This window comes from Amaricoccus sp. B4 (assembly GCF_043226085.1).
Taxonomy (GTDB): domain Bacteria; phylum Pseudomonadota; class Alphaproteobacteria; order Rhodobacterales; family Rhodobacteraceae; genus Amaricoccus.
In genome coordinates this window covers 1,467,153-1,480,770 of sequence record NZ_CP171225.1, presented here as the reverse complement: position 1 = coordinate 1,480,770, position 13,618 = coordinate 1,467,153, and the positions used below count along the sequence as shown (strand labels likewise).

Here is a 13,618-nt window from a genome sequence, read left to right as displayed (position 1 = left end):
TCGACTGTATTGAAGGTGGAAAATTTTAACCTTCGTTAACGACTTCTTAACCTTGCCAATGGCGCTCCAAAGGCCAATGTGGAAAGGACCTTCCGGGAGATTTCGATGCCCAGCGCAACCGACGGACCGCTGATCCTGCCGCAGCCCGCAAAGCCCGCCCGCGACAAGCTCGAGGGCGGCCGGCGCTTCGTGCTCAGATCCGAATTCGAGCCCGCGGGCGACCAGCCCACGGCAATTGCCGAGCTTTCCGAAGGCATTCGCGCCGGCGAGCATAACCAGGTCCTGCTCGGCGCCACCGGCACCGGCAAGACCTTTACCATTGCCAAGGTCATCGAGGCCACCCAGCGCCCCGCGATCATTCTCGCCCCGAACAAGACCCTGGCCGCCCAACTTTACGGCGAGTTCAAGGGCTTCTTCCCGGAAAATTCCGTGGAGTATTTCGTCTCCTACTACGACTACTACCAGCCGGAGGCCTACGTCGCCCGCTCGGACACCTATATCGAGAAGGAATCCCAGATCAACGAGCAGATCAACCGGATGCGGCACGCCGCCACCCGGGCTCTTCTCGAACGCGACGACGTCATCATCGTCGCCTCCGTCTCCTGCATCTACGGCATCGGCTCGGTCGAGACCTACGGTGCGATGACCCAGGATCTCATCGTCGGCCAGGCCTATGCCCAGCGCGACGTGATCGCCGGTCTGGTGGAACAGCAATACCACCGCAACGATCAGGGTTTCCAGCGCGGCTGCTTCCGGGTCCGCGGCGATTCGCTCGAGATCTGGCCGGCCCACATGGACGATCGCGCCTGGCGGCTCTCCTTCTTCGGCGACGATCTCGAGGCGATCCACGAGTTCGACACGCTGACCGGGGCAAAGACCGAGTCGCTCGACAAGGTCCGCGTCTACGCCAACAGCCATTACGTGACGCCGCGCCCGACGATGCGCCAGGCGATCAAGGGCATCAAGGAAGAGCTCCGCATCCGCGTCGACCAGCTCGTCGCCGAGGGCAAGCTCCTCGAGGCCCAGCGGCTGGAGCAGCGCACGAACTTCGACCTCGAGATGCTGGAGGCCACCGGCGTCTGCAACGGCATCGAGAACTACTCGCGCTATCTCACGGGCCGCAAGCCCGGCGAGCCGCCGCCCACGCTCTTCGAGTATATCCCCGACAACGCCATCGTCTTCGCCGACGAGAGCCATGTGTCGGTCCCGCAGATCGGCGGCATGTATCGCGGCGACTTCCGGCGCAAGTTCACGCTGGCCGAGCACGGCTTCCGGCTGCCCTCCTGCACCGACAACCGCCCGCTGAAGTTCGAGGAATGGGACGCGATGCGGCCCCAGTCGGTCTTCGTCTCCGCAACCCCCGCCGCCTGGGAGCTGGAGCAGGCGGGCGGTGTCTTCACCGAACAGGTGATCCGCCCCACCGGCCTTCTCGATCCGCCGGTCGAGATCCGCCCCGTCGAGATGCAGGTCGACGACCTGCTCGACGAGGTCCGCAAGGTCGCGGGCGCGGGCAACCGCGTGCTCGTCACCGTGCTCACCAAGCGCATGGCCGAGGATCTCACGGAATACCTGCACGAGCAGGGCATCCGGGTGCGCTACATGCATTCCGACATCGACACGCTCGAACGCATCGAGATCCTGCGCGACCTGCGCCTCGGCGCCTTCGACGTGCTCGTGGGCATCAACCTGCTGCGCGAGGGGCTCGACATCCCCGAATGCGCGCTGGTGGCGATCCTCGACGCCGACAAGGAGGGCTTCCTGCGCTCCGAGACCTCGCTCATCCAGACCGTGGGCCGAGCCGCGCGCAACGCCGATGGTCGGGTCATCATGTATGCCGATCACATCACCGGCTCGATGGAGCGCGCCATCGCCGAGACCAACCGCCGCCGGGAGAAGCAGGTCGCCTACAACGAGGAGCACGGCATCACCCCGGCGACGGTGCGCAAGAACGTCGCCGACGTGCTCGAGGGCGTCTTCAAGGGCGACACCGACATGTCGCGCGTCACTGCGAAGGTCGCGGCGAAGCCGCTCGTCGGCGCCAATCTCCGCACCCATCTCGATGCGCTCCACAAGGAGATGCTGAAGGCCGCCGAGAACCTCGAATTCGAGGAGGCCGCCCGCCTCCGCGACGAGATCAAGCGCCTCGAGGCGGTCGAACTCGCCGTCGCCGACGACCCCCTTGCCCGTCAGGCCGCGATAGATCAGGCCGCCGAGGAAGCCGTGAAGGGCAGGGGCCGCTCGACCGCCGGCAGGGGCGGCACACGGACCTACAGGGGCAAGAGCCAGAAGCGGATGGGCTGATGCCGGGGGGCCGCGCAATGCCCGGCGAAAGCCCCTCTGCGGGACACCTGTCGACGATTTGAGCGCCGCAGCGCGGCACTCGGAAAGGCTGAAGGATGCTGACGGCGGAGGTGTTTCTCGAAGAGGTGGTAAGGCCGAATGTCGCGGCGCAACGCCGGAATGTCGGCGATATGCGCCTCGCGGTGAATGCCATCCTTGCCGCCGACGCCTTCTGGGGCCTCCTGCATGCGGAATGGAAGAACACCAACGGCCCCGCAGGCCACCCTGCGCCCCCTCCCGATGACGGCACGTTCAGAGCCAAGGTTGCGGCGAGAAACCAGCCCTATCGTCTGCTGAGGGATTTCGCCTTCGCGATCAAGCACGGCGAGCTTGTCGGCAGCAAACCGCGTCTGGTGCGGAAACCGAACGTCAAGCCGCTCGACCGTGTCTGGGACGATAATGCAATCTGGTCAGACGACGAATACTGGTCCGACACGGAAACCTGTATCGAAACAGATGCCAGCGAGAAACCCGACCTTCCTGCCGGGATCGCACCGGTGAAATCTGTTCTCGCGGCGGCGGTCGAATGCGCCGCAGCAGCAAGGCCGGGCGTTCCGTATCTTGAAGCCACGCTCCCGGATCTGCCGGGATGGAAGGCGACATGAAAGCGCCCGGGCTGCGCCGGCACCGCGCGCCCTGCTGCCCCCTCACTCCCCCGTCGCGAGGTTCTTCACCAGAAACCCCTCGGCCCGGGCCCAGCTCTCGGAGAAGACGGCGATGCTGCTGGGCGCCGCTCCGGTGCCTCTGCCACTCGTCCTTGCGTGCCGTCCGGCGAAGCAAAGCCACCGCCCACAGCCCCGTTAATGAATCTTTAGGAATTTTATCTATAAATATCAATTATTTGGTGTAATTTTCACGGTGAAACGCCCCGTTTTCACCGCACCCCGCAGGCTCTTCGCTCAGCGTCCCGGCCGGAATTCTGACGGGGACACACCGGTGTGGGACTTGAAGGCGCGCCAGAACGCCGTGCTGTCGGAATAGCCGAGCGCCCGTGCGATCTCGGCATTCGAGGAGCGGCCCTGCCGCAGATGAACCTGGGCGAGGTCCATCCGCCTTTCCTGGATCAGGGTGCGCAGGGAAGTGTCGTGCGCGGCAAGCCGCCTCTGCAGGGTCCGGGTCGAGATGTTGAGCTCGGCCGCGATGAGCGGCAGGCCGATGCGCCCCTCGCTCAGGTGCAGGCCGATCAGCGTGCGGACCTTGCCCAGCAGCCCGTCCCCGTCTCCGGCGGGCTGATAGAGATCATCGACATGGCGCTCGAGGATCGCGATCAGATCCCGGTCCTCTTGCCGGTGCGGGCGATCGGCTTCCCGCAGGTCGAAGACGAGGCGATTTGCCGGCGCGCCGTAGAGGGGCTGCAGCCCGAAGATGCGTGCGGCCTCGGAGGCGTCCTCGGGGCGCTTGTGCTCGAGATGGATCTCGAGCGGACGGGCGGAGCGCCCGAAGGCATCGCGCGCAATCGCAAGGGTCGCCGCCACGGTAAACTCGTTGTCCTGCTGGCGCGGCCACAGCTCGGGATCCTCGAGCCGATAGTCCCAGATCAGCAGATCCTCCTCGGAATGCACCCGGACGGCGGTCCCGCCCTGCCAGGCCATCAGGAACCGGGCAAGCCGGTTCAGGCCGCGATGCAGCGAGGAGGAGGAGTTGAACAGCAGCCCCACCGGGCCGAGATGGGACGGCCGGAACCCGGTCCCCACCCGCGCCGCGAAATGCGGATCGCCATCGATCGCGGCAGCATCCTCGAGAAAGGCGACGTAGCGCGCGAGCGGGATCTCGCAGTAGGGGTCCTTCAGCTGCGCCCGCGTCAGCATGTGGCGCGCCATCAGCTTCTCCGCGCGGTGTGCCCGGCGGTCGAGTTCGGCGACGATCGGCGCGAGGGACGAGACACGGATCAGCGCGATGCGCCCGGCCCCGGATCGGCTGCCCGCCGAAGATGCCTCCACCCCCAGTTTTCTCCTTTCGCAGGGCCAGATCCCCAAGACCCGGCCCGCCGCACATCGCCCTTGGCGCATGTTATCGAATAATTGGCGTGAATTGCAATCTGCGCAGGGCAGCCATTCCCCTAGGTTCTATCTCACCCAATCAATCAAGACCAAATTCGTTCGCACCACCAACGGGAGACTGCCACCTGTGACCAATTCTCCATTGCCCGACGCGCAGCCGACCGCGCCCCAGCTTGCCCGGGGATCCATCGGACCTGCCCATATCGTCTTCTTCGTCGTTGCCGCCGCGGCGCCGCTGGCCTCCGTGGTGGGCGCATCGCCCGCCGCGTTCGCCTTCGGCAACGGCGCGGGAGTCCCGGGGATCTATCTGCTCGCGGGGCTACTCTACCTTGTCTTCTCGGTCGGCTTCACCGCCATGAGCCGCTTCGCCGGATCGGCCGGCGGCTTCTACACCTATGTCGCCAAGGGGCTCGGCCGGCCGGTCGGCGTCGCCGCGGCGAGCATGGCGATCCTGACCTACAAGTCGATCCAGATCGCGGTCTACGTGCTCTTCGGGATCTTCGTCTCTGGCGCCCTCTCACGTCTCGGCGTCGAGGTCGTCTGGTGGGTGCCGATCATCGTTGTGAAGGGGGTGATCTGGCTCTGCGGCGCGCGGAACATCGCGTTCTCCGGCAAGCTGCTCGGCGCCTGCATGCTGGCCGAAGTGGCGATCCTGCTGCTGCTCGATCTCGGCATTCTTCTGCGCGGCGGCGGCCCGGCCGGCATCAACCTCACCTCCTTCGCGCCCTCGAGCGTCTTCGTGCCCGGGATCGGCGTTGCGCTCGTCTTCGTCGTCGGCTCCTTCATGGGCTTCGAGGCCACCGCGATCTTCTCCGAGGAAGCTAGGCACCCCGAACGGACAATCCCCGTCGCGACCTTCTCGGCCGTGGCTCTGATCGCCGGGTTCTATGCCTTCTCGACCTGGTGCATCACGCTCTACTACGGTCCCGCCGCGGCTCAGGACGCAGCGCTCGCCGGGCTCGACAGCTTCTTCTTCACCGCCGCGGCCGACGTGCTCGGGCCCTGGTCGGTCGCGACGATGGAGCTTCTCCTGATCGTCAGCCTCTTCGCCTCCGCCCTCTCGTTCCACAACACCATCAACCGCTACTTCTTCGCCCTGGGGCGCGAAGGCGTGCTGCATCGCGGGCTCGGCCAGGTGCATGAAGTTCACGGCTCGCCGCATATCGCCGGCCGCGCCCAGAGCATCATTGCCCTCCTGCTGCTCCTTGCCTTCGTGATCTCCGGCCTCGACCCCTACGCGGTCGTCTTCTCCTGGACTTCGGCGATCGCGGTCATCGGCATCCTTCTGGTGCAGATCCTGGTCTCGGTCTCGATCATCGCCTACTTCCGGAGCCTGCCGCAGGGGCTCGGAGCCTGGCCTCGCGTCATCGCGCCGTCCCTCGCGGTCGCCGGGCTCGCGCTTGCGCTCACCGTGGTAATCCTCAACCTGCCGCTTCTGGCAGGGACCGACAATCCGATCGTCTGGTTCCTCCCGCTGATCGTCGTCGCCGCCGGGCTCTTCGGTCTGCTCTACGCCCTCGTCCTGCGTGCCCGGCGCCCGGCCCTCTACGAGGCGCTCGGCCAGGCGGTTGCCGAAATCTGACCGCCAGTCCTCCGCACTCTGCGCTCTCGCCCTCGGCGTCATCATGCCGGACTGGGTGAGCCGCTACTGAGCCGGTCGCGCTCCGGCACCGCGACCGCTCCAGACCGGACCCCACCTCGAACCGGCGCCAGCCTGACCGGCGCCCCACCCCCAACCCACCGAAACGCCGCGCCGGACCGCATCCGGCGCCAACCGGGAGGATTGCCCATGGCTGCCCTGGACAGACGCATCATGAACCGCCTTGACGCGCTCAACTACTACACCGCCACGAAGAAATACGATCTCGCCTTTCCCCGCCTGACGCAGGACATCGAAGCCGATGTCGTGGTGATCGGCGGCGGGTTCTCGGGCATCAACACCGCGCTCGAACTCGCCGAAAAGGGCATCACCGACGTCGTCGTGCTCGAGGCGAAACACCTCGGCTACGGCGGCACCGGCCGCAACGGCGGGCAGGTGATGGCCGGCATCGGCCACGATCTCAACGCCGTCAAGAAGCACGTCGGGCCGGAAGGGCTCGAGACGCTCTTCAAGATCGCCAACCTCGGCGCGGGCATCATCCGGGAGCGCATCGAGAAATACGGCATCAACGCCGATTTCTGCCAGGGCTATGGCTACCTCGCCTACAACGAACGGCAGGTGAAGACGCTGCGCACCTGGGAAAAGGAGTTCAGCGCGGTCGATCCGGACGAGGACATCGAGCTGCTGACCGGCGCGGCGGTCAGCTCGGTGATCGGCTCCGACGTCTATGCCGGGGTGCTGAAACACATGGGCGGCGGCCATGTCCATTCGCTCAACCTGCTGCTGGGAGAAGCGCAGGCGCTCGCCTCGCATGGCGCGCGGATCTTTGAGAACAGCCCCGTCATTTCGGTCGACTATGGGGATCGCATCACCGTGCGGACCAACGCGGGCAAGGTGACGGCCTCCAAGCTGCTCTGGGCCTGCGACAGCTTCCTCAACAAGCTCGAACCCTCCATCTACGGCAAGACGATCAACACCTACGCCTTCCAGATCGCGACCGAGCCGCTGTCCGATGCGCTGATCGAGCGGATCAGCCCGATCCGGGGCGCCTATTCCGACATCCGCCCGGTCATCGACTACTTCCGGGTGACGCGGGAGAACCGGCTGCTCTACGGGTCCGCGACCCGGCTCTTCGACTACATTCCCGAGGATCTTGCGGGCTGGAACCGCGCCCTGATGCTGAAGACCTTCCCCTATCTCGCGGACGTGAAGGTCGAGCTCGCCTGGGGCGGACCGATGGCCTGCTCGGCCAATCTCTTCCCGCAGATCGGCACGCTCGATGGCCGCCCGAACGCCTTCTACGTCCAGGGCTACTCCGGCTTTGGCGTCACGCCGAGCCACATCGTCTGCAAGGTGCTGGCGGAAGGCATGAGCGAGGGATCGGCCCGCTACGATCTCATGAGCTCGATCCCGCATGTCTCCATCCTCGGCCGAGACGCCGCGCGGGCGCCGATCACCAGCGCCGCCAAGGCCTGGCACCAGCTCTCCGGCTACTTCAACGGCCGCCGCTAATTCCCAAACCACAGGAGAAGACCAAGATGATGACCCCGTTCGACACCAACACCATTCCCGCGCTCGACAGCTGGGGCACCGTCGCCGATCTCGGCTCCGAGATCCTCGAGGGCGAATGCGCCGCGCTGGGCAAGATGGTGTTCGGCGCGCCTGCCGATCCGGTCTCCTGCGCCTACTTCGGCGCCACCAGGGGCGTCTTCCGCATGACCTACCCGTTCAACGAGCACGCCGTCGTGGTCGAGGGCGAGGTCACGCTGAAGAACGAGGCGACCGGCGAGAGCCGCACCTACGGCCCCGGCGAGGGCTGGTTCGTCGAGAAGGGCACGCCGGTGCTGTGGACGGTGAAGACCGACCGCTTCGTCAAGAACTACCTCGCCGTCGCCTGAGGGCGCCCCGGGCCCGCTTGGAGGCAGTGCCTGCGTCCGTCGCGGACGCGGCCCGTCCGCCTCCGGCGCCGACCAGGTCCATCCATGCAGAAAAAGGGCGGCCGCAGCAGCGCGGCCGCCCGGCAAAGATATCAGGGAGAAAACAGGGCATGAGCATTTTCAGCTTGTCCATCAACGGCGCGCCCGTCTCGGTCGAAGCCACGTTTCCGGTCTACAACCCGTCGAGCGGTGACATCGCGGGCCACGCCCCCAATGCGACCGAGGCGCACCTCGACCGTGCGGTCGCCGCGGCGAAAGCCGCCTTCGAAAGCTGGTCGCAAACGCCCGACGAGGCGCGCCGCGCCGCCTGCGAGGCCGTGGCCGCGCGGATCGGGGCGCATGCCGAGGAGCTCGCGCAGCTCGTCACCAGGGAGCAGGGCAAACCGCTCGGCGGCATGGGTTCGCGCTGGGAAATCGGCGGGGCGCAGGCCTGGGCGGCCTACACCGCAGGGCTGTCGCTGCCGGTGAAGGTCCTGCAGGACGACAACGCCGCCCGCGTGGAACTGCACCGCAAGCCGCTCGGTGTGGTCGGCTCGATCACGCCCTGGAACTTCCCGGTCATGATCGCGGTCTGGCACATCCTGCCCGCCATCCGCACCGGCAATACCGTGGTCATCAAGCCCTCGCCGCTGACCCCGCTCTCGACCATCCGTCTCGTCGAGATCATGAGCGAGGTGCTTCCGGCCGGCGTCGTCAACGTGGTCACCTGCGATGACAAGGTCTCCAACCTCGGGGCGGCGATGTCGGCCCATCCCGACATCCGCAAGATCGTCTTCACCGGCTCCTGCGCCACCGGCGCGCGGGTGATGCGATCGGCGGCCGAGACCATGAAGCGGCTGACCCTCGAGCTCGGCGGCAACGATGCGGGGATCGTGCTGGCGGATGCCGATCCGCAGGCCATCGCCGAAGGGCTCTTCTGGGGCGCCTTCCTCAACAACGGCCAGACCTGCGCGGCCATGAAGCGGCTCTACGTGCACGAAAGCATCCACGACGCAGTCTGCGAGGCGCTCGTCGCCTATGCCCGGACCATCCGCGTCGGCGACGGCATGGACGAGCAGAGCATCCTCGGGCCGATCCAGAACGCCATGCAGTTCGAGAAGGTCCGGCGCCTCGTCGAGGATGCGAAGACCAAGGGCCGCGTCCTTCTCGGGGGCGAGGCGGGCACGGGGCTGTTCTTCCCGCCGACCCTTGTCGCGGGCCTGAAGAACGGCGATCCGCTCGTCGACGAGGAGCAGTTCGGCCCGGCCCTGCCGATCATCGCCTTCTCCGATGTCGAGGAGGCGATCGCGGCGGCAAACGCTTCGGAGAACGGCCTCGGCGGCTCGATCTGGACCTCGGACATCGCGGCGGGCCGGCAACTCGCCCAGCGCCTCGAATGCGGCTCGGTCTGGATCAACCGGCACGGCGCGATCCAGCCCAACGCTCCCTTTGGCGGGGTGAAGAAATCCGGGCTGGGCGTCGAGTTCGCGGAAGAGGGCCTCGCCGAATACACCGACATCCAGGTCGTGTTCTCCTGATCCGGTGCGGCGGAGCCGCGGCCGCTACCGCGCAGCGAGCTGCCGGAGGCACTTCCGGAGGACCGCCTGCTCTTCCGCGCTGAAGGCCCGGGCGAGCGAGCGGTCGTAGTCGGCGGCCTGTTTCGTGAGCTTGCGGTAGGCCGTCCGGCCTGCCGCGGTGAGCGAAAGGCTCGCGGAGCGCCGGTCCGAGTCGAAGTCCTTGCGCATGAGGAATCGCTTCTCCTCGAGCGCGGTAACGGCGCGGGAGATCTTGGTCTTGTGGATCAGGGAGCGCTTGCCGATCTCGGTCGCGGTCATGTCGCCGTAGCGGCCGAGATGGAAGAGGATCCGCCACTCCGTCCGCAACATGCCGTAATCATTACGGTAAATGTTCTGGAAGCCCAGGCTGGCGGCTTCGGCAGCCTGGTTCAGCAGATACGGCAGGAAATCTGCCAGATCGAAGTCGGGGTCATCTGAATGTGTCATGGGGGCAAGATTACGTCTTGATGGTTACAAATGCAACTTTTAACACAGCAACCAAATGGAGGAGGTTAACATGGACGACCAGTTCACCGCGCAGGGCCTGACCCGCGCCGAAGCGCCCTGCGGCACGACCGCGGGCTACATGCCGGGCTTCGGCAACGACTTCGAAACCGAGGCCCTGCCGGGCGCGCTGCCGCAGGGGATGAACAGCCCGCAGAAATGCGCCTACGGGCTCTATGGCGAACAGCTGACCGGCACCGCCTTCACCGCCCCCTCGCATCAGAACGAACGCACCTGGTGCTACCGTATCCGGCCGTCGGTGAAGCATGTCGGCCGCTTCAGCCGCATCGACATGCCCTACTGGAAGTCCGCACCGCACGTGCTGCCCGAGGTCACCTCGCTCGGCCAGTACCGCTGGGATCCGGTGCCGCACTCCGACGTGCCGCAGACCTTCGTGACCGGCATGCGCACCATGACGACCGCGGGCGACGTCAACACCCAGGTCGGCATGGCGGCACACGTCTATCTCGCCACCGCCTCGATGGAAGACGAATACTTCTTCTCCGCCGACAGCGAGCTGCTGGTCGTGCCGCAGGAGGGCCGCCTGCGCTTCTGCACCGAGCTCGGGATCATCGACCTCGAGCCGAAGGAGATCGCCATCCTGCCCCGCGGTCTCGTCTACCGGGTCGAGGTGATCGAGGGCCCCGCCCGCGGCTTCGTCTGCGAGAACTACGGCCAGAAGCTCGAGCTGCCGGGCCGCGGCCCGATCGGCGCGAACTGCATGGCCAACCGCCGCGACTTCAAGACCCCCGTGGCGGCCTTCGAGGACCGCGACGTGCCCTCCCGCGTGATCGTCAAGTGGTGCGGACAGTTCCACGCCACCGAGATCGACCACTCGCCGCTCGATGTCGTCGCCTGGCACGGCAACTACGCGCCGGTGAAATACGATCTCCGCACTTACTGCCCGATCGGCGCCATCCTGTTCGATCATCCCGACCCGTCGATCTTCACCGTGCTGACCGCCCCCTCGGGCGTCCCCGGCACCGCAAACATCGACTTCGTGCTGTTCCGCGAACGCTGGATGACGATGGAAAACACCTTCCGGCCGCCGTGGTACCACAAGAACGTCATGTCCGAGCTCATGGGCAACATCTACGGCGAATACGACGCCAAGCCGCAGGGCTTCGTGCCGGGCGGGATCAGCCTGCACAACATGATGCTTCCGCACGGGCCCGACAACGAAGCCTTCGAGAAGGCGACCTTCGCGGATCTTCGCCCCGAGAAGCTCGACAACACGATGTCCTTCATGTTCGAGACCCGCTTCCCGCAGCAGCTCACCGAGTTCGCCGCGAAGGAAGCGCCGCTGCAGGACACGTATATCGACTGCTGGGACAGCCTGAAGAAGCGCTTCGACGGCACGCCACAGGGCAACTGGGACTGATCCGACCGCGATCCACCCCGCGCCACCGCACCAGTGGCGGCGCGGACGGAGCCAGAAAAACACTTCAAAGGAGGACACCCCCCGTGCCCCTGATGCGCAGCTGGGTCGCAGGCGCAAACGCGCCCGATTGCGACTTCCCGCTCAACAACCTGCCCTATGGCGTCTTCTCCACCGACGGCGCGCAGCCCCGGTGCGGCGTCGCGATCGGCGACAGCGTCCTCGACCTGAGGGCCGCCGAGGCCGCCGGCCTTCTGCCGCTCGCCGGCGGCCCCTACTTCCCCGCGCCGGCCTGGAACGCGCTGATGGCCGCCGGCCCCGAAACCTGGGCCGCCCTGCGCGCGGACCTCATCCGCCTGCTCTCGGACGGGGCGGCGCAGGCCGAACAGGTCCGGCCGTATCTGGTGCCGCTTTCGGCCGTGCGCATGCACATGCCGTTCACCGTCGCCGAATACACCGACTTCTACGCCTCGAAGAACCACGCCTTCAACGTGGGCACGATGTTCCGCGGCCCCGAGAATGCGCTGCCTCCGAACTGGCTGCACATCCCGATCGGCTACAACGGCCGCGCCTCCTCGGTGGTGGTCTCGGGCACCGATGTCCGCCGGCCCTGGGGGCAGCTCAAGGGACCGAACGACCCGGCCCCCCGCTTCGCGCCCTCGCAGCGCTTCGACATCGAGCTCGAGTTCGGCGCGATCGTCGGCCAGCCCTCCACCGCGGGCCGGCCCGTCACCGTGGCCGAGGCCGAGGCGATGATCTTCGGCTACGTGCTGCTCAACGACTGGTCGGCGCGTGACATCCAGGCCTGGGAATACCAGCCGCTGGGGCCGTTCCAGGCCAAGGCCACCGCCACGACGATCAGCCCCTGGATCGTCACCGCCGCCGCGCTGGAGCCGTTCCGCACGCCGACGCCCGCGCGCGAGAAGGAGCTTCTGCCCTATCTCGCCGAAGCCCGGCCGGGCCTCTACGACATCGCGCTGGAGGTCGGCCTGACGCCGGAGGGTGGCACCGAAACCGTCATCTCGCGCACGAACTACCGCGAGATGTACTATTCCGCGGCGCAGCAGCTCGCGCATCACACCACGTCGGGTTGCGCGATGCGGGTGGGCGACCTGCTCGGCTCGGGCACGATCTCGGGCCCGGAGAAGGACGCGCGCGGCTCGCTCCTCGAGCTGTCCTGGGGCGGCAAGGAGCCGTTCACGCTCGAAGGCGGCGCGACCCGCAGCTTCATCGACGACAACGACACCCTGAACCTGCGCGGCGCGGCCCGCGGCGACGGCTACAGAATCGGATTCGGAGAGTGCGCCGGCAAGGTCCTGCCCGCGCTCGCCGATCCCTACGCACGCTAGAAAGGACAAGACAATGTCAAAGGCATTCGCTTCCGCAGGCGATCTCGCGGAAAAGACCGTCAGCTTCACCGAAGTCGGCGAGGGGCTCTACGCCTTCACCGCCGAGGGCGACCCCAACACCGGCGTCATCATCGGCGACGAGAGCGTGATGATCGTCGAGGCGCAGGCGACGCCGCGGCTGGCACGAAAGGTCATCGACTGCGTGCGCAGCGTGACGGACAAGCCGATCAGCCATGTGGTGCTGACCCACTATCACGCGGTCCGCGTGCTCGGCGCCTCGGCCTACGGCGCGCGCGAGATCATCATGAGCGATACCGCCCGCGCCATGGTGGCCGAACGCGGCCGGGAAGACTGGGACAGCGAATTCGGCCGCTTCCCCCGGCTCTTCCAGGGCCATGACGAGATCCCCGGCCTCACCTGGCCCACCACGACCTTCTCGGATGCGATGACGGTCTATCTCGGCAACCGCCGGGTGGACATCCTCCATCTCGGCCGCGCCCACACCGCCGGGGACGCGGTGGTCTGGGTGCCGGACCAGGAAGTGATGTTCACCGGCGACATCGTCGAGTTCCACTCGGCCTGCTACTGCGGCGACGGCCATTTCCGCGACTGGCCCGACACGCTCGCGGCCATCGCCGAGTTCGAGCCGAAATCGATCGCTCCGGGCCGCGGCGATGCGCTGGTCGGTCCCGAGATGGTCGCCCGGGCGCTGGAAAACACCGGCGAATTCGTCCGCTCCACCTTCAAGCCCGTCGAGCGCGTCGTCGCCCGCGGCGGATCCCTGAAGGAAGCCTGGGACGCCGTACGCGCGGAATGCGATCCGAAATTCGCCGACTACGCCATCTACGAGCACTGCCTGCCGTTCAACGTCGCCCGTGCCTACGACGAGGCCCGCGGCATCGACACGCCGCGCGTGTGGACCGCCGAGCGCGACCGGGAAATGTGGAACCAGCTGCAGGGCTGAGCCGGAACCCA

At 66.8% G+C, this 13,618-nt stretch carries 11 protein-coding genes; 9 read left to right on the top strand and 2 right to left on the bottom strand.

The annotated features are described in order from the left end of the window. The first annotated feature begins 105 nt into the window (after positions 1-105). Both uvrB and ACF66B_RS07170 read left to right on the top strand, forming a co-directional pair. Complete coding sequence (gene uvrB, locus ACF66B_RS07175) at positions 106-2,301, top strand: excinuclease ABC subunit UvrB (protein WP_111430803.1); 2,196 nt, start codon at positions 106-108, stop codon at positions 2,299-2,301. Between the two features lie 95 nt (positions 2,302-2,396). Beyond that, complete coding sequence (locus tag ACF66B_RS07170; protein WP_111430804.1) at positions 2,397-2,945, top strand: hypothetical protein; 549 nt, start codon at positions 2,397-2,399, stop codon at positions 2,943-2,945. A 294-nt stretch (positions 2,946-3,239) separates the two neighbouring features. Here the strand turns inward: ACF66B_RS07170 and ACF66B_RS07165 are convergent, their stop codons facing one another. Further along, entirely contained in the window at positions 3,240-4,280 is a 1,041-nt protein-coding gene (locus tag ACF66B_RS07165) for an AraC family transcriptional regulator (protein ID WP_162683342.1), read from the bottom strand. A 187-nt stretch (positions 4,281-4,467) separates the two neighbouring features. On the opposite strand from ACF66B_RS07165, the gene ACF66B_RS07160 reads away from it, so the two are divergent. From ACF66B_RS07160 to ACF66B_RS07145, 4 genes are all read left to right on the top strand, one after another. Further along, the gene (locus ACF66B_RS07160) at positions 4,468-5,922 is read left to right on the top strand and encodes an APC family permease (RefSeq protein ID WP_392664483.1); all 1,455 of its coding nucleotides are present in this window, start codon (positions 4,468-4,470) and stop codon (positions 5,920-5,922) included. 207 nt (positions 5,923-6,129) lie between these two features. Next, positions 6,130-7,452 (top strand): NAD(P)/FAD-dependent oxidoreductase, encoded by a 1,323-nt coding sequence (locus tag ACF66B_RS07155; protein WP_392664480.1) that lies wholly within the window; start codon positions 6,130-6,132, stop codon positions 7,450-7,452. A 26-nt stretch (positions 7,453-7,478) separates the two neighbouring features. Beyond that, entirely contained in the window at positions 7,479-7,838 is a 360-nt protein-coding gene (locus ACF66B_RS07150) for a cupin domain-containing protein (protein ID WP_392664478.1), read from the top strand. Positions 7,839-7,987: 149 nt separating this feature from the next. After that, entirely contained in the window at positions 7,988-9,394 is a 1,407-nt protein-coding gene (locus tag ACF66B_RS07145) for an aldehyde dehydrogenase family protein (RefSeq protein ID WP_111430807.1), read from the top strand. 24 nt (positions 9,395-9,418) lie between these two features. On the opposite strand, the gene ACF66B_RS07140 is transcribed toward ACF66B_RS07145, so the two are convergent. Further along, positions 9,419-9,859 carry a MarR family transcriptional regulator gene (locus ACF66B_RS07140; RefSeq protein ID WP_111430808.1) on the bottom strand — a complete coding sequence of 147 codons (441 nt, stop codon included), beginning with the start codon at positions 9,857-9,859 and terminating at the stop codon, positions 9,419-9,421. Positions 9,860-9,929: 70 nt separating this feature from the next. Here ACF66B_RS07140 and hmgA point away from each other — a divergent pair, with 70 nt between their 5' ends. The 3 genes from hmgA to ACF66B_RS07125 all read left to right on the top strand — a co-directional run bounded on the left by hmgA (position 9,930) and on the right by ACF66B_RS07125 (position 13,607). Beyond that, entirely contained in the window at positions 9,930-11,297 is a 1,368-nt protein-coding gene (gene hmgA / locus ACF66B_RS07135; protein ID WP_111430809.1) for a homogentisate 1,2-dioxygenase, read from the top strand. An 83-nt stretch (positions 11,298-11,380) separates the two neighbouring features. Beyond that, complete coding sequence (fahA, locus tag ACF66B_RS07130; protein ID WP_111430810.1) at positions 11,381-12,643, top strand: fumarylacetoacetase; 1,263 nt, start codon at positions 11,381-11,383, stop codon at positions 12,641-12,643. 13 nt (positions 12,644-12,656) lie between these two features. After that, positions 12,657-13,607 (top strand): MBL fold metallo-hydrolase, encoded by a 951-nt coding sequence (locus ACF66B_RS07125; RefSeq protein ID WP_111430811.1) that lies wholly within the window; start codon positions 12,657-12,659, stop codon positions 13,605-13,607. Positions 13,608-13,618: the final 11 nt, after the last annotated feature.